13 protein-coding genes and 1 tRNA gene are annotated in these 19,732 nt (G+C 74.2%); 2 read left to right on the forward strand and 12 right to left on the reverse strand.

Annotated features, from left to right (window positions below; all coding sequences use genetic code 11):
- Positions 1-10: 10 nt before the first annotated feature.
- From prfA to argS, 7 genes are all read right to left on the reverse strand, one after another.
- Positions 11-1,093, reverse strand: a complete 1,083-nt coding sequence (prfA, locus tag AS188_RS12785) for a peptide chain release factor 1 (RefSeq protein WP_058859171.1) — start codon at positions 1,091-1,093, stop codon at positions 11-13.
- A gap of 117 nt (positions 1,094-1,210) precedes the next feature.
- Complete coding sequence (gene rho / locus AS188_RS12790) at positions 1,211-3,196, reverse strand: transcription termination factor Rho (RefSeq protein ID WP_058859172.1); 1,986 nt, start codon at positions 3,194-3,196, stop codon at positions 1,211-1,213.
- Positions 3,197-3,516: 320 nt separating this feature from the next.
- Positions 3,517-4,479 (reverse strand): homoserine kinase, encoded by a 963-nt coding sequence (thrB, locus tag AS188_RS12795; protein WP_058859173.1) that lies wholly within the window; start codon positions 4,477-4,479, stop codon positions 3,517-3,519.
- Positions 4,480-4,486: 7 nt separating this feature from the next.
- Positions 4,487-5,596, reverse strand: a complete 1,110-nt coding sequence (gene thrC, locus AS188_RS12800; protein WP_058859174.1) for a threonine synthase — start codon at positions 5,594-5,596, stop codon at positions 4,487-4,489.
- Positions 5,597-5,692: 96 nt separating this feature from the next.
- On the reverse strand, positions 5,693-7,036 hold the full coding sequence (locus AS188_RS12805) for a homoserine dehydrogenase (RefSeq protein ID WP_373865639.1): 1,344 nt from the start codon (positions 7,034-7,036) through the stop codon (positions 5,693-5,695).
- Positions 7,037-8,494, reverse strand: coding sequence for a diaminopimelate decarboxylase (gene lysA, locus AS188_RS12810; protein ID WP_058859175.1), 1,458 nt, complete (start codon positions 8,492-8,494; stop codon positions 7,037-7,039).
- Positions 8,491-10,134: an arginine--tRNA ligase gene (gene argS, locus AS188_RS12815; RefSeq protein WP_162629134.1), complete on the reverse strand. Its 1,644-nt coding sequence runs from the start codon at positions 10,132-10,134 to the stop codon at positions 8,491-8,493. The genes lysA and argS overlap by 4 nt, the downstream gene beginning before the upstream one ends.
- 156 nt (positions 10,135-10,290) lie before the next feature.
- On the opposite strand from argS, the gene AS188_RS12820 reads away from it, so the two are divergent.
- Positions 10,291-10,363, forward strand: a tRNA-Arg gene (locus AS188_RS12820).
- A gap of 206 nt (positions 10,364-10,569) precedes the next feature.
- Here AS188_RS12820 and AS188_RS12825 read toward each other — a convergent pair.
- From AS188_RS12825 to AS188_RS12845, 5 genes are all read right to left on the reverse strand, one after another.
- Positions 10,570-11,907: an APC family permease gene (locus AS188_RS12825; RefSeq protein ID WP_058859177.1), complete on the reverse strand. Its 1,338-nt coding sequence runs from the start codon at positions 11,905-11,907 to the stop codon at positions 10,570-10,572.
- Between the two features lie 73 nt (positions 11,908-11,980).
- Positions 11,981-12,355: a hypothetical protein gene (locus tag AS188_RS12830; protein WP_147050670.1), complete on the reverse strand. Its 375-nt coding sequence runs from the start codon at positions 12,353-12,355 to the stop codon at positions 11,981-11,983.
- Between the two features lie 95 nt (positions 12,356-12,450).
- Positions 12,451-13,278 (reverse strand): ABC transporter ATP-binding protein, encoded by an 828-nt coding sequence (locus AS188_RS12835; RefSeq protein WP_058859179.1) that lies wholly within the window; start codon positions 13,276-13,278, stop codon positions 12,451-12,453.
- Between the two features lie 3 nt (positions 13,279-13,281).
- Positions 13,282-14,220 carry an ABC transporter permease gene (locus tag AS188_RS12840; RefSeq protein WP_058859180.1) on the reverse strand — a complete coding sequence of 313 codons (939 nt, stop codon included), beginning with the start codon at positions 14,218-14,220 and terminating at the stop codon, positions 13,282-13,284.
- Positions 14,221-14,404: 184 nt separating this feature from the next.
- Positions 14,405-15,400: an ABC transporter substrate-binding protein gene (locus AS188_RS12845; RefSeq protein WP_058859181.1), complete on the reverse strand. Its 996-nt coding sequence runs from the start codon at positions 15,398-15,400 to the stop codon at positions 14,405-14,407.
- Between the two features lie 200 nt (positions 15,401-15,600).
- Between AS188_RS12845 and hrpA the strand changes: the two genes are divergently transcribed.
- Complete coding sequence (gene hrpA / locus AS188_RS12850; protein WP_058859182.1) at positions 15,601-19,695, forward strand: ATP-dependent RNA helicase HrpA; 4,095 nt, start codon at positions 15,601-15,603, stop codon at positions 19,693-19,695.
- Positions 19,696-19,732: the final 37 nt, after the last annotated feature.

The raw sequence follows: 19,732 nt of genomic DNA on the forward strand, positions 1-19,732 counted from the left end.
CGTCCCCCGCTCAGCCCGACTGCCGGCCGAGGGCCTCGAGCCGGACCTTCTCGTCCAGCTCGATCGCCGAGCGCACCACGGGCTCGAGGTCCCCGGCCATCACATGGTCGAGGTTGTAGGCCTTGTAGCCGGTGCGGTGGTCGTTGATCCGGTTCTCGGGGAAGTTGTAGGTGCGGATCCGCTCGGAGCGGTCCATGGTGCGCACCTGGGAGCGGCGGGCGGCGGCGTTCTCGGCGTCGAGCTGCTCCTGCTGGTGGGCGAGCAGGCGGGCGCGCAGCACGCGCATCGCGGCCTCCCGGTTCTGCAGCTGCGACTTCTCGTTCTGCATGGCCACCACGATCCCCGTGGGCAGGTGGGTGATGCGCACGGCCGAGTCCGTGGTGTTCACGGACTGCCCGCCGGGGCCCGAGGAGCGGTAGACGTCGATCTTCAGGTCGTTCTGGCTGATCTCGACCTCCTCGGGCTCGTCCACCTCGGGGAAGACGAGCACGCCCGCGGCCGAGGTGTGGATCCGGCCCTGCGACTCGGTGACCGGCACCCGCTGGACGCGGTGCACGCCACCCTCGTACTTCAGCCGCGCCCACACGCCCTCGGCCGGGTCCGTGGCGGAGGACTTCACGGCGAGCTGGACGTCCTTGTAGCCGCCGAGGTCGGACTCGGTCGCGGAGATGATCTCCGTCTTCCAGCCGCGGGACTCGGCGTACTTGACGTACATCCGCAGCAGGTCCCCGGCGAACAGGGCGGACTCGTCGCCGCCCTCCCCCGCCTTGACCTCGAGGATCACGTTGCGCCCGTCGTCCGGGTCCCGCGGGATCAGCAGCCGGCGCAGCTTCTCCCGGGCCTCGTCGAGCTGGGCCTCGAGCGCGGGGATCTCCTCGGCGAACTCGGGCTCCTCGGCGGCGAGCTCGCGGGCGGCGCCGAGGTCCTCCTCGAGGCGCCCGACGCGCCGGTGGGCCTCGAGCACGCCGTTGAGCTCGGCGTAGCGGCGCCCGAGCCGCCGCGCCCGCCCCTGGTCGGCGTGGACCGCGGGGTCGGCCAGCTGCTGCTGGAGCTCGGCGTGCTCGTCGAGCAGGGACTGGATGGGGTCCTGCATGGGACGCTCCTCCTGGGGGACGCGACGGGTGGGGCCGGGACCGGCGGGGTCCCGGCACGACGACGCCGCCGCGGCCCCGTCCGGCTTCCCGGGCGGGGCCGCGGCGGCGGCGGGGTGCTAGCGGTCGTTCTCGGCCTTGACCGACAGCGTGGTCTTCTGGACCTGCAGCAGGAACTCGGTGTTGGACTGGGTGTCCCGCAGCTTGTTCGTGAGCAGCTCGAGGGCCTGCTGCTGGTCGAGCCCGGAGAGGACGCGGCGCAGCTTCCACATGATCTTGATCTCCTCCGGCGACAGGAGGTTCTCCTCGCGGCGGGTGCCCGAGGAGTTGACGTCCACGGCCGGGTAGATCCGCTTGTCCGCGAGCGAGCGGGACAGGCGCAGCTCCATGTTGCCGGTGCCCTTGAACTCCTCGAAGATGACCTCGTCCATCTTGGACCCGGTCTCCACGAGCGCGGTCGCGAGGATGGTCAGCGAGCCGCCGTTCTCGATGTTGCGCGCCGCGCCGAAGAACTTCTTCGGCGGGTACAGCGCCGCGGAGTCCACGCCGCCGGAGAGGATCCGGCCGGAGGCCGGGGCGGAGAGGTTGTAGGCCCGGCCCAGGCGGGTCATGGAGTCCAGGAGCACGACGACGTCCATGCCCATCTCCACGAGGCGCTTGGCGCGCTCGATCGCGAGCTCGGCGACCGTGGTGTGGTCGTCGGCGGGGCGGTCGAAGGTCGAGGCGATGACCTCGCCCTTGACGGTGCGCTGCATGTCCGTGACCTCCTCGGGGCGCTCGTCGACGAGCACCATCATGAGGTGGACCTCGGGGTTGTTCGTGGTGATCGCGTTGGCGATCGACTGCAGCATGAGGGTCTTGCCGGCCTTCGGCGGGGAGACGATCAGGCCGCGCTGGCCCTTGCCGATCGGGGCCACGAGGTCGACCACGCGCGGGCCGATCTTCTTGGGCTCGGTCTCCAGGCGCAGCCGCTCCTGCGGGTAGAGCGGGATCAGCTTCCCGAAGTCGACCCGGTCCTTGTTCTCCTCGGGCGTGCGGCCGTTGACCGTGGTCAGCTGCACGAGCGCGTTGAACTTCTGCCGGGAGCTGTTCTGCTGCTCGCCCTCGCGAGGGGCGCGGATCGCGCCGACGACGGCGTCGCCCTTGCGCAGGTTGTGCTTCTTGACCTGGGCGAGGCTGACGTAGACGTCGTTGGGGCCCGGCAGGTACCCGGAGGTGCGCACGAACGCGTAGTTGTCGAGCACGTCCAGGATGCCGGCCACGGGCAGCAGGACGTCGTCCTCGGTCAGCTCGGTGTCGTCCACCTCCGGGCCGCTGCCGCGGCCGCGGCGGTTGCGGCGCTCGTTGCGCTCGGCGCGGTCGTTGCGCTCGGCGCGCTCGTTGCGGTTGCGGTTGCGCCGGCTGCGGCGGCTGCCGCCCTCGCCGTCCTGGCCACCCTTGTCCTGGCGGGCGTCCTGGCCCTTGGCGCGCTGCTGGCCGCCCTGCTGGTCCTGCCCGCCCTTGTCCTGGCGCCCGCCCTGCTGGTCCTGGCCGCCCTTGTCCTGGCGCCCGCCCTGCTGGTCCTGGCCGTTCTGGCCGCGGCCGCGGCCGCGGCCGCGCCCGCGGCCGCCGTCCTGGTCGCCGCCGGAGCGGTCCTCGCCGCCGCGCGGCCCCTGGGCGCCGTCCTCGGCCTGCTCGCCGCGGGTCTCGGCCTGCCCGTCCGGGGCCTCCTGCGGGGTGCGCTCGGCCGGGGCCTCGGGCGCCCCGGCGGCGACGACGCCGTCGCTGCCGACCCTGCGGGAGCGCGAGCGGCGGGCGGGCTGCTCGGCGGCCGGGGCGGTCTCCGCGGGGGCGTCGGCGCGGGGCTCGGTCTTCTCCGCGGTCTTCTCGACGGTGCGGGCGATCTTCTCCTCGACCGCCTTGTCCCGGTCGGCGACCGCGCCGCCGCGCTGGTGGGCCGCGATGGCGTCCACCAGCAGCGACTTGCGCATCCGGCGGGCGCCGGTGATGCCCAGCTGGGAGGCCAGGGCCTGCAGCTGCGCGAGCTTCAGCGCGGACAGCCCGGCGCTGCGCGGATCGGCGGTGGTCTCGTCCGTACCCGTGGAAAGGTCGGTGGTCTCGGTCACGAAGTGTCCTTCTCCCTCGGTGGGGGGTCCGTGGATCTCAGAGTCCAGGACCGTGGATGGGGTTCCCGGCGGGCCGCGAGAGCGGGCCGCCTGCGGCGCGGCGCACGGGGGCGCGGCGGCCTGGGCGAGCAGGTGGCACCCGGAGGATGCGGTGCACGACCGGTCGTGGTGCGGGCCGGAGGTGCCGGCGGCAGCGAGGAATCCGCTGTCGCCGGGAGGTCACCGGAAGTCCGGGGTGCGGAGACGAGGTGGGCCGGTCATCTGCCCGGGGCGAGGCCCCTCGGGATGCCCGCCGTCCTCGCCGCGCGGTGCGCGGCCTCCTACCCCTGGATCTGCTGCGGGTGCTCCTCCAGCTTAGCACCCTGCCCGTCGACGCGCAGGCGCAGGACACGCCACGCGACGGAGCCGGCGTCGGGGGCCGTCAGCTCGGCCACCGCCCGCTCCGCCTCCGCGGCCGCACCGGTCCCGGCGGCGAGCACCAGCACGGTGGGCCCGGCCCCGGAGACGACGGCGGGCAGCCCCCGCTCGCGCAGACCTTGGACGAGCCGTGCGCTGGGCGGCATCGCGGCCGCCCGGTAGGGCTGGTGGAGACGGTCCTCGGTGGCGGGCAGCAGCAGCTCGGGGCGGCGGGTCATCGCCTCCACGAGCAGGGCGGCGCGACCGGCGTTGACGGCCGCGTCGTGGTGCGGGACCTGTGCCGGCAGCAGCGACCGGGCCAGCCGGGTGGGGACCTCGTAGTCGGGGATCGCGACGACCGGCACGACGTCCTCGTGCACGGCCACGGGGGCGCTGGACCACCCCTCGCCGTCGGCCCACGAGATGACGAGCCCGCCGTAGAGGGAGGGGGCCACGTTGTCCGGGTGGCCCTCCATGGCCGCGGCCACCTGCAGCACCCGCCGCGGCCCGAGGGCGCGCTCCGGCGGCAGCAGGGCCTCGGCGGCGAGCACGCCGGCGACGACGGCGGAGGCGCTCGAGCCCATGCCGCGCCCGTGCGGGATGCGGTTGCGGGCCTCCAGGCGCAGCCCCGGCATCTCCTCGACCCCGGCCGCCCGGAAGGCGGCCCGCATCGCCCGCACCACGAGGTGCCCGGCGTCGCGCGGCACGGCCTCGGAGCCCTCGCCGTGCAGCGCGAACTCGAGGCCGCCCTCGAGCACGGTCACGGCGAGCTCGTCGTGGTGGGCCAGCGCCAGGCCGAGGCTGTCGTAGCCCGGACCCACGTTGCCCGTGGAGGCCGGCACGGTCACCGCGACCCGCCGGCCGATCTCGAACAGCTCCGAGCCCATGCCCTGCCTACTCCAGGCCGAGGGCGTCGGCGACGGAGACCACGTCGAAGGGCACGCGGCGCGGCTCGACGAGGGAGGGGTCCTCCCGCTCGGCGGCCTTGATCGCCCACTGCGGGTCCTTGAGGCCGTGGCCGGTCACGGTGATCACGACCGTCTGCCCGGCCGCCAGCTCCCCCGCGGCGTGCTTCTGCAGCACCCCGGCCACGCCCGCGGCCGAGCCCGGCTCCACGAACACGCCCTCCTTCGCGGAGAGCCAGCGGTGGGCGGTGAGGATCTCGTCGTCGGAGACCGCCCCGATGAGCCCGCCGGACTCCTCGCGCGCGGCGACGGCGGAGTCCCACGAGGCCGGGTTGCCGATCCGGATGGCCGTGGCGATGGTGTCCGGCTCGGTCACCGGGTGCCCCAGCACCAGCGGCGCGGCACCCTCGGCCTGGAAGCCCCACATCACCGGCAGCCGCGTCGACACGGCGGGCAGCTCCTCGCCGGAGGGCGCGGTCCACGGGCGGGCGTACTCCTGGTAGCCCTTCCAGTACGCCGTGATGTTGCCCGCGTTGCCCACGGGCAGCACGTGCAGGTCGGGGGCGTCGCCGAGGGTGTCCACGACCTCGAAGGCCGCGGTCTTCTGCCCCTCGATGCGGTAGGGGTTCACGGAGTTCACGAGGAAGACCGGGTAGGACTCGGCGAGCTTGCGCGCGACCTCGAGGCAGTTGTCGAAGTTGCCGTCCACCTGGATGATGTCCGCGCCGTGGGCCACGGCCTGGGAGAGCTTGCCCATCGCGATCCGGCCCTCGGGCACGAGCACCGCGCACGTGAGACCGGCCTGCTTCGCGTAGGCGGCCGCGGAGGCGGAGGTGTTGCCGGTCGACGCGCACACGACCGCCTCGGCGCCCTCCTCCTTGGCCTTGGTGATGGCCATGGTCATCCCGCGGTCCTTGAAGGAGCCGGTGGGGTTCATCCCCTCGAACTTCAGCCAGACCGTGCAGCCGGTCAGCTCGGAGAGGGCCCGGGCCCGGATCAGCGGGGTCCCGCCCTCCCCCATCGTGACGACGTCGGTCGACTCCGTGACCGGCAGCCGGTCGCGGTACTCGTTGATGACGCCCTGCCAGACGTGTGCCATGTGCTCGAACTCTCCTGTGGGCTGCTGCGGATGGGACGGGGCGGTCCGGCCGGCGGCGGGCCGGGCCGCGGGCGCCGGGCGGACCGGCGCGGGTGCTCAGTCGGCGTGCTCGACGCGGATCACGCCGGCGACCTCCTCGACGAAGGCCAGCTCGCCGAGGGCGTCCACCGTGGCCACGAGGTCCTTGTTGGCGCCGCGGTGGGTCACGAGGCGGATCTGCGCGAGGTCGGGGGCCCCGCCGGGGTGGTCGGTCTGCTGCATGGTGAGGATCGAGACCCCGTGGTCGGCGAAGACCTGGGCGATCCGGGCGAGCACGCCCAGCCGGTCCTGGACGGTGAGCGTGATGGAGAAGCTCGTGCGCACGTCGTCCATGGGCACGGCCGGCAGCTGCGCGTGCGGCTCCGCGACCTGGGCCGGGCCGCCGAGCACGAGCCGGCGCGCCGCCGAGACGAAGTCCCCGAGCACGGCCGAGGCCGTCGGGGCCCCGCCGGCGCCGGCGCCGTAGAACATCAGGGAGCCGGCGTTGGCCGCCTCGACGAACACGGCGTTGTAGGCCCCGTGCACGCCCGCCAGCGGGTGGTCGCGGCGGATCATGGTCGGTACCACGCGCAGGTTGACCCCGCCCGGGCAGCGCTCGCAGATCGCCAGCAGCTTGATGACGTAGCCGGCCTCGCGGGCGGCGGCGACGTCCTCGGCGGTGACCCCGGTGATCCCGCGGCAGTAGACGTCGTCGATCGTGAAGGTGGAGTGGAAGGCGATCGAGGCGAGGATCGCGGCCTTGGCCGCGGCGTCGTGGCCCTCGACGTCGGCGGTCGGGTCGGCCTCGGCGTAGCCCAGGTGCTGGGCCTCCGCGAGGGCGTCGCCGAAGCTCGCGCCCGTGGTGTCCATCTGGTCGAGGACGTAGTTGGTCGTGCCGTTCATGATGCCCAGCACCCGGTCCACCCGGTCCCCGGCGAGGGAGTCGCGCATGGGCCGCACGATGGGGATGGCCCCGGCCACGGCCGCCTCGTAGGACAGCGGCACGCCCGCGGCGTCGGCGGCGTCCTGCAGCTGCCGCCCGTGGCGGGCGATGAGCGCCTTGTTGCCGGAGACCACCGGCTTGCCGGCGTGCAGGGCGCGCAGGATGCGGCTGCGGGCGGGCTCGATGCCGCCGGTCAGCTCGATCACCACGTCGGCGGCGTCGATCAGCGCCTCCGCGTCGGTGGTGAACAGCTCGGCGGGCAGCTCCACGGTGCGGCGGGCGTTGACGTCGCGCACGGCGATGCCGGCCAGCTCCACCGGGGCGCCGACGCGGGCGGCGAACTCGCCGCCGTGGTCCAGCAGGGTGCGGGCGACCTCGGCGCCGACGTTGCCGGCGCCCAGCAGGGCGACGCGCACGGTGCGCCCGGCGGCCGCCGGGTCGGTCTCGGGTCGGGTGGTCTCGGGGGTGGTGTCGCTCACTCAGGCTCCCAGGTCGCGGGCCAGCAGGTCGTCCTCGGTCTCGCCCCGCACGATCAGCCGCGCGCCGGGCTGCTCGCCCTCGGTGCGCACGGCCACCACGGGCGGGCGGGGGACCCAGTTGTAGTTGCTGGACAGGGCCCAGCAGTAGGCGCCCGTGGCGGGCACCGCGAGGACGTCTCCGGCGGCGAGGTCCTCGGGGAGGTAGACGTCGCGCACCACGACGTCGCCGGACTCGCAGTGCTTGCCCACCACGCGGGAGAGCACCGGCCCGGCCGCGGCGGGACGCCCGGCGAGCACGGCCGTGTAGTCGGCGCCGTAGAGCACCGGCCGGGCGTTGTCGCTCATCCCGCCGTCCACGGAGACGTAGCGGCGCTGCGCCCCCGGTTCGACGGCGACGGTCTTGAGGGTGCCGACGGTGTAGAGGGTGCAGCCGCTGGGCCCGGAGATCGCCCGGCCGGGCTCGATCGACAGGTGCGGGACGGCGGTGCCGAGCGCCCGGGCGGCGGCGGCGACCTTCCCGGCCAGGGACTCGGCGATCTCGCGGGCCGGACGGGGGTCGTCGGCCTCGGTGTAGGCGATGCCGTAGCCGCCGCCGAGGTCGAGCTCGGGCAGCTCGGTGCCGAAGCGCTCGGCGGCCTCGGCCGCGAGCGCCAGCACCCGCTCGGCGGCGAGGCCGAAGCCCTCCGCGTCGAAGATCTGGGAGCCGATGTGGCAGTGCAGCCCGCGCAGGTCCAGGGCGGGGTCGGCGGTGCACGCGGCCACGGCCTGCAGGGCGGGGCTGTCCCCGCCGTCCTCGGGCGCGGCCAGCGAGAGCCCGAACTTCTGGTCCTCGTGGGCGGTGGCGATGAACTCGTGGGTCGAGGCGTGCACGCCCGGGGTCACCCGGATCATCACCGGGGCGACGACGCCGAGGCCGCGGGCCAGCCGGCCCACGAGCTCGATCTCGGCGAGGGAGTCCACGACGATCCGCCCGATCCCGGCCTCGAGGGCCCGCACGATCTCGGCGGCGGACTTGTTGTTGCCGTGCAGCGCGATCCGCTCCGGGGGCATGCCCCCGCGCAGGGCCACGGCCAGCTCCCCGCCGGAGGCGGTGTCCACGTTCAGGCCCTCCTCGCGCACCCAGCGCACGACCTCGGTGGTCAGGAAGGACTTGCCCGCGTAGTAGACGGAGACCTCGGCGCCCAGCGGGGCGAAGGCCTCGGCGAAGGCGTCGCGGAACTGCCGGGCGCGCCGGCGGAAGGCGTCCTCCGAGTACACGTAGAGCGGGCTGCCCCAGCGCCCGACCAGCTCGTCGGCGGGGATCCCCCCGACGGTGAGCCGGCCCGCGGCGTCGCGGCCGAAGTCCTCCGGCCAGATCGCGGGGTCCAGGGCGGCGAGGTCCTGCGGGACGCTCAGCCAGGCGGGCGCCAGCGGGTTGCCGGTGCGGCGCTGCGCGTCCCCGGCGGCCGCGGCGCTCACATCCGCTCCGGGGCGCCGACGCCGAGCAGGCCCAGGCCGTTGGCGAGCACCTGGCGGGCGGCGTCGTTGAGCCACAGCCGGGTGCGGTGCAGGTCGGTCACCTCGGCGTCGCCCTGGGGGGCGACGCGGCAGGCGTCGTACCAGCGGTGGTAGGTGCCGGCGACCACCTCGAGGTGGCGGGCCACGCGGTGCGGCTCGCGGAACTCGGCGGCCTGGGCCAGCACCGAGGGGTACTGCCCCAGGGCGGCCAGCAGCTCGCCCTCCAGCGGGTGGTCCAGCAGGGCGGCGTCGAAGACGGGCTCCCCGGACGCGTCCGTGCGCGCGACGCCGGCGGCGGCGGCGTTGCGCCCGACCGCGCAGGTGCGGGCGTGGGCGTACTGGACGTAGAAGACCGGGTTCTCGTTGGAGCGGCGGGTCAGCAGGTCCAGGTCGATGTCGATGTTGGAGTCCACCGAGTAGCGGGTCAGCGAGTAGCGGGCCGCGTCCACGCCGACGGCCTCGACGAGGTCCTCCATGGTGACGACGGTGCCGGCGCGCTTGGACATCCGCACGGGCACGCCGTCCTTGACGAGGTTGACCATCTGCCCGATGAGCACCTCGACCCGCTCGGGCGAGTCGCCGAGGGCCGCGGCGGCCGCCTTGAGCCGGGCCACGTAGCCGTGGTGGTCCGCGCCGAGCATGTAGATGCACAGGTCGGCGCCGCGCTCGCGCTTGTCCTTGAAGTAGGCGATGTCCCCGGCGATGTAGGCGGCGTCGCCGTCGGACTTGATCACGACCCGGTCCTTGTCGTCGCCGAAGGCGGTGGAGCGCAGCCACCACGCGCCGTCGGCGAAGTAGAGGGAGCCGGAGGTCTTCAGCTGCTCGAGCAGGCCCTCGACGGCGCCGGAGTCGAACAGGGACTGCTCGTGGAAGTAGACGTCGAAGTCGACGCCGAACTCGTGCAGGGAGGACTTGATCTCGGCGAACATCAGCTCGACGCCCGCGGCCCGGAAGGCCTCCTGCGGGTCGCCGGAGTCGAGGATCCCGGGGTTCTCCGCGACCACGCGCTCGGCGATCTCGGTGACGTACTCCCCGCCGTAGCCGTCCTCGGGGGCCGGCTCGCCCTTGGCCCGGGCCAGCAGGGAGCGGGCGAAGCGGTCGATCTGGGCCCCGGCATCGTTGAAGTAGTACTCGCGCACCACGGAGGCCCCCTGGGCCTCGAGCACGCGGGCGAGGGAGTCGCCCACCGCGGCCCAGCGGGTGCCGCCCAGGTGGACGGGGCCGGTGGGGTTGGCGGAGACGAACTCGAGGTTGATGCGCGTGCCGGCCAGGGCGCCGGAGCGGCCGAAGGCCTCGCCCTGCTCCACGACCGTGCGGGCGAGCCCGCCGGCCGCCGCGGCGTCGAGGGTGATGTTCAGGAAGCCGGGCCCGGCCACGTCCACGGCGGCGACGCCGGGCGTGGTGCTCAGCCGCTCCTGGACGACGCCGGCGACCTCGCGGGGGGCACGCCCGACCTTCTTGGCCAGCTGCATCGCGACGTTGGTGGCCCAGTCCCCGTGCTCCCGGTTCTTCGGCCGCTCGATGCGCACCTCCGGCAGCTCGGCGCCGTCGGCGAGCGCGAGCGCGCCCTCCGCCACGGCGTCCTGCAGGCATGCGGACACGGCGAGAGAGAGTTCTTCTGGAGTCACCCGGACAGTGTAACCGTGCGGCCACGGCGGCCCGCGCGCCCCGGCCGCCGGGCCCTGTGCGGGGCCCGGCGCGCGGCGGCCGGGAAACCTGCTAGGATTCTCGAGGTTCATCGCCCACAGCGGTGGAACGCCCGCGTAGCTCAGTGGATAGAGCGTCTGCCTCCGGAGCAGAAGGTCGTAGGTTCGAATCCTGTCGCGGGCACCGGTGCGATGTCTCAGGACATCGGCAGGGCCCGGACCCACGGACGTGGGTCCGGGCCCTTCGTCGCGCCCCGGAACGCCGCTCCGGGGCACCGGCGACGGGTCCGCACCCGCGCCCGTGGGTGCGGGCCCGTCGCCGGACCGGCCCGCCCGGGCGCCCGCTCCCCTGGCCTCCGGGACCGGGGGCTGCGCCGGGGGCCCGGGGTCTCATCCGCGCCGGGCGGCCGCCCGGTCGGCGGCCGGCGCCCTCCGCCCGCTGCGCCGTCCCAGGACGTGGAGCAGGACCCCGACGGCGAGGACGACGCCGCCGCGCAGCCACACGGCGGCCTCCAGCTGGGTGAGCAGCACCAGGCACGACAGGACGGCGAGCACAGGCACCGGCGCCCACACGCGGAAGTGGCGGTGGGCCACCGCGTCCCGGCGCAGCACGAGCACGGCCGTGTTGGTGCTGAGGAAGACCACGAGCAGCAGCACGACCGTCTCCGCGAGGACCACGACCCCGCCCGTGAGGGTCAGCAGGACCGCGGCCGCCGTGGTCGCGGCGATCGCGACCCAGGGGGTGCCGCGACCGGGCAGGACCCGGCCGAGCACCGCGGGGAAGAGCCCCTCCGCGGCCATGCCGTAGGTGAGGCGGCTGGCCATGATCATGGTGAGCAGCGCGCCGTTGGCGACGGCGACGAGGGCCAGGAGGCTGAACAGCCACGGCGGGACGGGCACGCCGGTGGCCGCGACCACGTCCAGCAGCGGCGCGCTCGAGGCTCCCAGCTCCTGCGCGGGCAGCGCGACCGAGGCGGCCGTGCCCACCAGGACGTACATGACCCCGGCCGCCACGAGCGCGCCGAACAGCGCCCGCGGGTACACCCGCGAGGGGTCGCGGATCTCCTCGGCGACGTTCGCCGAGGTCTCGAACCCCACGAAGGAGTAGTAGGCGAGCAGCGCCGCACCCAGCACCCCGGTCAGCGGGTCGACGCCCTCCCCGAAGCGCACGGCCCGGCCGAGGTCGCCGCCGCCCGCCCCGACCAGCAGCGCCACCGCCACGACGACGAGGACCAGACCCGAGACCTCCACGGCCGTCATGACGACGTTCGCGCGCAGGGACTCCTTGATCCCGCGGGCGTTGAGCGCCGCGACCGCCAGGAGGAACACCACGGCCCCGAGCGCGGGCGGGACCTCGACGAACGCCGCGAGGTAGTCGCCGCTGAAGGCGAGCGCGAGGGCGGAGGCGCTGACGATGCCGGCGGCGAGCATGCAGAAGCCCACGAGGTAGGACACGGTCTGCGAGCCGAAGGCGCGGGCGGCGAACACGGCGGCCCCGCCCGCGCGGGGGTACTTGGTGACGAGCTCGGCGTAGGACGCGGCGGTGAGCAGGGCCAGCAGCAGGGCCAGCAGCATGGGCGCCCACGTCACCCCGCCGACCTCCCCGGCGATGGCGCCCACGAGGGCGTAGACGCCGGCGCCCAGGACGTCGCCGAGGATGAACAGGAACAGGAGCGGGCCGGTGATGCGGCGCCGGAGACCGGCTCCGTCAGCAGACTGATCGTTCATGCTCCGCAGTGTAGGCCCGCGGGCGCCCCGCTGCCGCGCGGACGTCGCGGGGGCGGGAGCGTTCCGGACCGGCTCAGGCCCCGTCGTCGTCGGCGGCCCGGCCCGGGCGGTGGCGGAAGCGGTCCGGGTCGAAGGGGCGCAGGGGGGCGTCGCCGAACTCGGCGTCGTCGGCGAGGTCCTCCGGGTGCGGCTCCTCGGTGGCGCGGCGGCGGTTGAACGCCACGATGGTCAGCAGCCCGCCCCCGACCAGGAACACCACGGCGAGCACGGTGACCGTCACGGCGCGGGGGCCCAGGGGCACCGGGTCCTCGGCGGTGGCGCGGGCCAGGTGGATGATCGCCTCCGGCACGGTGAACGTCGCCGCGAACAGCGCGACCACGCCCGCCGCGAGCATCGCCCCTCCCCTGCGGCGTCGGCGGGCGCGGTGCGGGTCGGTACGGTGCGGCACGGTGGGGCTCTCCTGGCGGGACGGGTCGGGGCGGACGCGGCGGCGGGGCGGACCGTGACCGGTCCGCCCCGCCGCCGGGGTCCTGCTGGCCGCGCTCAGCGGCCGTCGTCGGTCTTGACGCTCTCGAACAGCGTAGCGTCGTCGAAGGCGTCCTGGCCCGCCCCCGGCTGGAGCCGGCGGAACTGCTCGAGCAGCCCCGGCACGGTCATCGAGCGCTTCTGCTCGTCGTCCAGCTCGAAGAGGATCCGGCCCTCGTGCATCATGATCAGCCGGTTGCCCAGCCGCAGCGCCTGCTCCATGTTGTGGGTGACCATCACCGTGGTCAGGCCCTGCTCGGCCACGATCTCCCCCGTGAGCCGGGAGACGAGGTCCGCACGCTGGGGATCCAGGGCCGCGGTGTGCTCGTCCAGCAGCAGGATCCGCGGCTCCGAGAAGGTCGCCATCAGCAGGGACAGCGCCTGGCGCTGGCCGCCCGAGAGCAGCCCGACCTTCGCGCCGAGGCGGTTCTCGAGGCCCAGCTCGAGGCTCGCGAGCTTCTCCCGGAACAGCGTGCGCCGGGCGCCGGTGAGCCCGGGCACGAGGCCGCGGGACTTGCCGCGCTGGTAGGCGATGGCCATGTTCTGCTCGACCGTCATGGTCGGCGACGAGCCCTTCATGGGGTCCTGGAACACGCGGGAGAGGTAGCGGGCCCGCTTGTGCTCCGGCAGCCGGGTGACGTCGTGGTCGTCGACGCGCACGGTCCCGGAGTCCGGGATGAGGGTGCCCGAGATGGTGTTGAGGATCGTGGACTTCCCGGCGCCGTTGGAGCCGATGACGGTGAGGAAGTCGCCCTCCTCGAGGCGCAGCGAGACGCCCGCGAGGGCGCGGCGCTCGTTGACGGTCCCGGCGAAGAACGTCTTGTGGACGTTGTCGATGGTGAGCACGGGTCACGCACCTGCCTTCGTGGTCGCGGGGGTGTCGGTGAGGTCGTCGACGAGCTGCGCGGCCTGGCTGGCCATGTGCTTCTCCCGGCGCTTGCGGAAGAACTGCAGCTGCGGGACCACGAGCGCCAGGACCACCAGCACCGCGGAGATCAGCTTCATGTCGGAGGGGTTCAGGCCGGCCTCCAGCGCCACGGTGATGACGAGGCGGTAGACGACCGAGCCGAGGACGACCGCGAGGGTCGCGATGACCACCGTGCGCGAGCCGAACAGGCCCTGCCCGAGGATCACCGAGGCGAGGCCGACGACGATCAGGCCGATGCCCATGCCGATGTCGGCGAAGCCCTGGTACTGGGCCACGAGCGAGCCCGCCAGGCCCACGAGGCCGTTGGACAGGCACAGCCCGAGGATCTTCTGGTGGTCGGTGTTGACCCCGAAGGAGCGGATCATGTCCGGGTTGTCGCCGGTGGCCTGCATGGCGAGGCCGGCGTCGGTGTAGAGGAACCAGTCGAGGACGACCTTGACCACGGCCACCCCGAGCAGGAACAGGCCGATCCCCAGCCACGTGCCCGTGATGCCCATCTCCGCGAGCGGGGTGAAGACGGTGTCCTCGCGCAGCAGGGACAGGTTCGCCCGCCCGTCCATCACGCGCAGGTTGATCGAGTACAGCGCGGTCATCGTGAGGATGCCGGCGAGCAGGCCGTTGATGTGGGCCTTGGTGTGCAGCAGCCCCGTGATCAGCCCCGCGAGCGCACCGGTGACGAAGCCGGCGGCGGTGGCCAGCCACGGGTTGCCCCCGCCGAGGATGATCATCGCCGTCGTGGCGGCGCCCGTGGTGAAGGACTGGTCGACGGTCAGGTCGGGGAAGTCGAGCACCCGGAACGTGAGGTACACGCCGAGTGCCATGACCGCGTACAGCAGTCCGAGTTCGATTCCGGCTATCACTTCTGGTGGATCCGTTCTGGTCGGTGGGACGTGCGGGCCGGCCGGGTGCGGCGGCCCGGGCCGGGCGGAGCGGTGCGGGCTCCGCCCGCCGGGGCGCCGGGTCCCGGGTGGGGGCCCGGCGCGCCGGGGCCGTCGGGGCCCCGGCCGGCGCCGGAGGGCCCCGACCGGCGGGGCCCTCCGGGGCCTACTCGATGACCTGGTCGGCGTTCTCGCGCATCTGCTGGGGCACCTCGACGCCCATGCGCTCCGCGGCCTTGAGGTTGACGATCAGCTGGGTGTCCTCCTGGGACTCGACGGGCATGGACGCGGGGTCCTCGCCGTCCTGGAGGATGCGCAGGGCCATCTCGCCGGTCTGGCGGCCGAGCTTCTCGTAGTCGATGCCCTGGGTCACGAGGGCACCGCGCTCCACGGAGTCGCCCTCGCCCGCGATCAGCGGGATCTTCTTCGCCTCGGCGGCGGAGATGACGGCCTCGAGCCCGGCGACGACCTTGTTGTCGGTCGGGACGTAGATGGCGTCGGTGTCGAAGGACTCGGCGGCCTGGGCGACCTCGGAGGTGTTGGTCACGGCCTTCTCGACGACCTCGAGGCCCTCCTCGGCGGCCGCCTCCTTGGCCATCTCGACCTGGACCTGCGAGTTGGTCTCGCCGGAGCTGTAGATGATGCCCACGGAGGTGGCCTCCGGGTCGAGCTGCTTGATCAGGGCGATCTGCTCGGCCACCGGGTTCATGTCGGTCGTGCCCGTGACGTTGCCGCCCGGGGACTCGAGGGACTCGACGAGGCCCGCCTCCACCGGGTCGGTCACCGCCGTGAACAGCACCGGCTTGTCGGTCACGGACTGGGCGACGCCCTGCGCGGAGGGGGTCGCGATGGCCAGGACCAGGTCGGCGTCGGAGTTCGCGAAGTTCGACGCGATGTTGGTCGAGGTCCCCTGGTCGCCGGACGCGTTCTGGACGTCGAGGGTGAGGTTCTCGCCCTCCGTGTAGCCGCCCTCCTCGAGCGCCGCCACGAAGCCCTCGCGCGCTGCGTCGAGCGAGGGGTGCTCCACGAACTGGCTGATCCCGACGGTGGCCTCCTCGGCGCCCCCGCCGGAGGCCTCCGAGCCGCCCTCCGAGCCGCCGCACGCGGTGAGCAGCAGGGCCGAGGAGGTGAGCGCCGCTGTCAACGGGAACAGTCGCTTCATGGTGGTTCCTTTCTCGAAAAGGGTGATGCGATGGATGTTACCCGTCGTTCGGGAGGAAATGAGAGACAGCTCACAAGAGCGGACAATCCGGGCCCGCGGGCCGCCGCGGCACCCCGCACCGTCCACCCGGAGGGGCCCGCCGGCCGCTGGCGTCCGCCGGGCGGCCCGCGGCGGCCCCGTCCCGGTAGGATCGGGGGGCCATGACAGCATCCCCGCCCCGCACCCGCGCCGTCGTCTACCCTGAGGACCTCCCCGTCTCCGCGCGCCGGGAGGACATCATGCGCGCGATCACCGACCACCAGGTGGTCGTGATCGCCGGGGAGACCGGCTCGGGCAAGACCACGCAGATCCCCAAGATGTGCCTGGAGCTGGGCCTGGGCGAGCGGGGTCTGATCGGACACACCCAGCCCCGGCGCCTCGCCGCCCGCTCGGTGGCCGAGCGGATCGCCGCCGAGCTCGGCGAGAAGGTCGGCGCCACCGTGGGCTACCAGGTGCGCTTCACCTCCGAGGTGGGGCAGGACTCGCGGATCAAGCTGATGACCGACGGCATCCTGCTCGCCGAGATCCAGCACGACCGGCTGCTGCGCCGCTACTCGGCGATCATCATCGACGAGGCCCACGAGCGCTCGCTGAACATCGACTTCCTGCTGGGCTACCTGCGGCGCATCCTGCCGCGCCGGCCCGACCTGAAGGTGATCATCACCTCGGCCACGATCGACCCGGAGCGCTTCGCCCGGCACTTCGCCCCGGGCGCCCCGGACCCGGTCGGGCCCGCCGAGCGGCCCGGCACCCCGGAGGAGCCCGGGGGCGAGCCCGAGCCCGCGCCCGTCATCGAGGTCTCCGGGCGCACCTACCCCGTGGAGATCCGCTGGCGGCCGCTGTCCGAGCCGCGCTCAGGGGACGGCGGGGCCGACGCCGAGGACGCCGGCGACGGCCTGGAGGACGAGGACCGGGACCCCATCGACGCGGTCTGCGACGCCGTCGAGGAGCTCTCCCGCGAGGCACCCGGGGACATCCTCGTGTTCTTCGCCGGGGAGCGGGAGATCCGCGACGCGCAGGAGGCCCTCCAGGGGGCGCTGAAGCGGATCCCGCGGATGGCCGAGGCCGAGATCCTGCCCCTGTTCGGCCGGCTGTCGATGGCCGAGCAGCACCGCGTCTTCGCGCCCTCGGGGCGGCGGCGGATCGTGCTGGCCACCAACGTCGCGGAGACGTCCCTGACCGTCCCGGGCATCAAGTACGTGATCGACCCCGGCACCGCCCGCATCTCCCGGTACTCGGCGCGCACCAAGGTCCAGCGCCTGCCCATCGAGCGGATCTCCCGCGCCTCGGCCGACCAGCGCGCGGGCCGCTGCGGGCGCGTGTCCGACGGCATCTGCATCCGCCTGTACTCGGAGGAGGACTACCTGTCCCGGCCCGAGTTCACGGACCCGGAGATCCTGCGCACCAACCTGGCCGCCGTCATCCTGCAGATGACCTCGGTGGGGGTCGTCAACGAGCCCGGGGACATCGAGCGCTTCCCCTTCGTGGAGCCGCCCGAGTCCCGGGCGGTGAAGGACGGCGTGGCCCTGCTGCGCGAGCTCGGCGCCCTCGATGACCCGCGGGCCGGCGCCCCCGGCCGTCCCCGGCGGGGCGCCGGGGACGACGACGCGCGCCGCGGCCCGCTCACGGCCGTGGGCCGCCAGCTCGCGCAGCTGCCGGTGGACCCGCGGCTGGGGCGGATGATCGTCGAGGCCGACCGGCGTGGCTGCGCCCGGGAGGTCATGGTCCTCGCCGCGGCCCTCACCGTGCAGGACCCCCGCGAGCGTCCCCTCGAGAAGCGCCAGCAGGCCGACGAGGCCCACAAGCGCTTCGTCGACGAGAACTCCGACTTCACGAGCTTCCTGCTGCTGTGGCGCTACGTCCAGGAGCAGCAGGAGGAGCTGTCCTCGACCCGGTTCCGGAAGCTGTGCCAGCGGGAGCACCTGAACTTCCTGCGGATCCGCGAGTGGCAGGACCTCTACGCCCAGCTGCGCCAGATGGGCCAGCAGGCCGGCATCCGGGTCGGCAAGGGCCGCGAGGTGGACCCCGTCGGCAAGGAGCGGGAGATCCACGTCTCCCTGCTCTCCGGGCTGCTCAGCCACATCGGGCTCAAGGACGAGCGCCGCCGGGAGTACCAGGGCGCCCGCGGCACCCGCTTCGCGATCTTCCCGGGCTCCAACCTGTTCAAGAGGTCCCCGGACTGGGTGATGTCCGCCGAGCTGGTGGAGACCTCCCGGCTGTGGGCCCGCGTCAACGCCGTGATCGACCCGCTGTGGGCCGAGGAGCTGGCCCCGGGGCTGATCAAGCGCTCCGTCTCGGAGCCGCACTGGTCCCGGGCGCAGGGCTCCGTGCTGGCCTGGGAGAAGGTCACCCTCTACGGAGTGCCGATCGTCGCCCGGCGCCGGATCCAGTACTGGCGCGTGGACCCCGCCGGGGCGCGGGAGCTGTTCCTGCGCCACGCCCTCGTGGAGGGCGACTGGCAGACCCGCCACCGGTTCTTCGCCCGCAACCGGGCGCGCCTGGCCGAGGTCGAGGAGCTCGAGAACCGGCTGCGCCGCAAGGACCTGCGGATCGACGACGAGGCGCTGTTCGCCTTCTACGACCAGCGGGTGCCCGAGTCCGTGGTCTCGGCCCGGCACTTCGACGCGTGGTGGCGCAAGGCCCGGTCGAAGGACGAGCACCTGCTGGACCTGGACCCCGAGCAGCTGATCGCCGAGGACGCCCGCGACTACGACGAGTCGCTCTACCCGCGCCAGTGGGTGCAGCGCACCCGGGACGGCGAGCTCGTGCTGGACCTCGACTACGAGTTCGCCCCCGGCGCGGAGCAGGCCGACGGCGTGACCGTGCGGGTGCCGGTGCTGTTCCTGAACCAGCTGGACCCGGAGCCGTTCCGCTGGCACGTGCCGGGCCTGCGCGCCGAGCTCGTCACCGCCCTCATCCGGTCCCTGCCCAAGGCCGTGCGCCGCCACTTCGTGCCGGCCCCCGACGTGGCCCGCCGGGCCGTCGAGGCGCTCGCCGCCGACTTCGACCCGGCGACGGACGCGCTCGAGCCCTCCCTCGAGCTGGTCCTGCGCCGGATGCAGGGGCACGTGGTCCCGCCCGGGTCCTGGGACTGGGAGGCCGTCCCGGCGCACCTGCGGGTGCGCTTCCAGGTCCGCGACCGCCGCAACCGGGTGCTCGGCGAGGGCGAGGACCTGGAGGCGCTGCGGGCCGGGCTGCGCGACGAGATCCGCGCGGCCCTGGCCGAGTCCCTCGGCGCGGTGCCGGCCGGGCCGGCGGGCCCCGCCGGGACGCGGGCCGGCCGGACGAGACCGCCCGGGCGGAAGGACCCCTCCGGGCGGGCCGCCGCGGCGCCGCGCGCGCCGGAACAGGCGCCCCCGGCCCTGGAGCGCTCGGGGCTGACCGCGTGGCCGGAGCAGGACCTCCCGCGCACCGTGGAGTCCACCGTCGCGGGCCAGCGCATCACGGGCTACCCGGCGCTGGTCCCGGAGGAGGCCGCCGCGGGCGGGGCCCCCACGGTGGCCGTGCGCATCCTCTCCTCGGCGGCCGAGCAGCACGCCGCGCAGCGCCGCGGCACGATCGCGCTGCTGCAGCGGAGCCTGCCCTCCCCCGAGCGCTACGTCCTGGAGCACCTGAACAATCAGGAGAAGCTCGTCTTCGCCCAGAACCCCCACGGGTCGGTGACGGAGCTGATCGCCGACTGCACGGTGGCCGCGATCGACAAGCTCGTCCCTCCCGACCCGCCGTTCACGCGCACCGAGTACGACCGGGTCCACGAGCACGTGCGCGCGGAGCTCATCGACACGGTCTTCCAGGTGACCGCGGTCGTGGAGCAGGTGCTCTCCGGCGCGGCGCGGGTCCGGCGCACGCTCAAGCGCTCGGCCTCGCTCGCCGCCGTCAACTCGCTCAACGACGTCAAGGCCCAGCTGGAGCACCTCGTGCACCCCGGCTTCGTGGCGGCCACCGGCTGGGCGCAGCTGCAGCACCTGCCCCGCTACGTGCGCGCCATGGAGGTGCGTCTCGAGAAGCTCGGCGGGCACCTGCAGCGCGACACCGCGAACCTGCTGCTCGTGCAGAAGCTCGAGGACGACTACGACGCCGCCCTGACCCGGCTGCCGCCGGCCGCGCCCGTGCCCGAGCAGCTGCGGCGGGTCGGCTGGCTGATCGAGGAGCTGCGCGTGTCGCTGTTCGCCCAGGAGCTGGGCACCGCCCGGACGGTCTCGGAGAAGCGCGTGCGACGCGCCCTCAGGGAGGCCCTGGACGCCGCCCGCGCCTGAGGCGGGCGGGCGTCCGGGGCCGGACGGCCCGGGCACC

The organism is Kocuria flava (assembly GCF_001482365.1).
In the GTDB taxonomy this organism is placed as follows: Bacteria; Actinomycetota; Actinomycetes; order Actinomycetales; family Micrococcaceae; genus Kocuria; species Kocuria flava.

Coding starts and splice junctions, on each gene's coding strand:
- prfA (WP_058859171.1), bottom strand. CDS start 1,093: ATGCAGGACCCCATCCAGTCCCTGCTCGACGAGCACGCCGAGCTCCAG.
- thrB (WP_058859173.1), bottom strand. CDS start 4,479: ATGGGCTCGGAGCTGTTCGAGATCGGCCGGCGGGTCGCGGTGACCGTG.
- thrC (WP_058859174.1), bottom strand. CDS start 5,596: ATGGCACACGTCTGGCAGGGCGTCATCAACGAGTACCGCGACCGGCTG.
- AS188_RS12825 (WP_058859177.1), bottom strand. CDS start 11,907: ATGAACGATCAGTCTGCTGACGGAGCCGGTCTCCGGCGCCGCATCACC.
- AS188_RS12845 (WP_058859181.1), bottom strand. CDS start 15,400: ATGAAGCGACTGTTCCCGTTGACAGCGGCGCTCACCTCCTCGGCCCTG.
- hrpA (WP_058859182.1), top strand. CDS start 15,601: ATGACAGCATCCCCGCCCCGCACCCGCGCCGTCGTCTACCCTGAGGAC.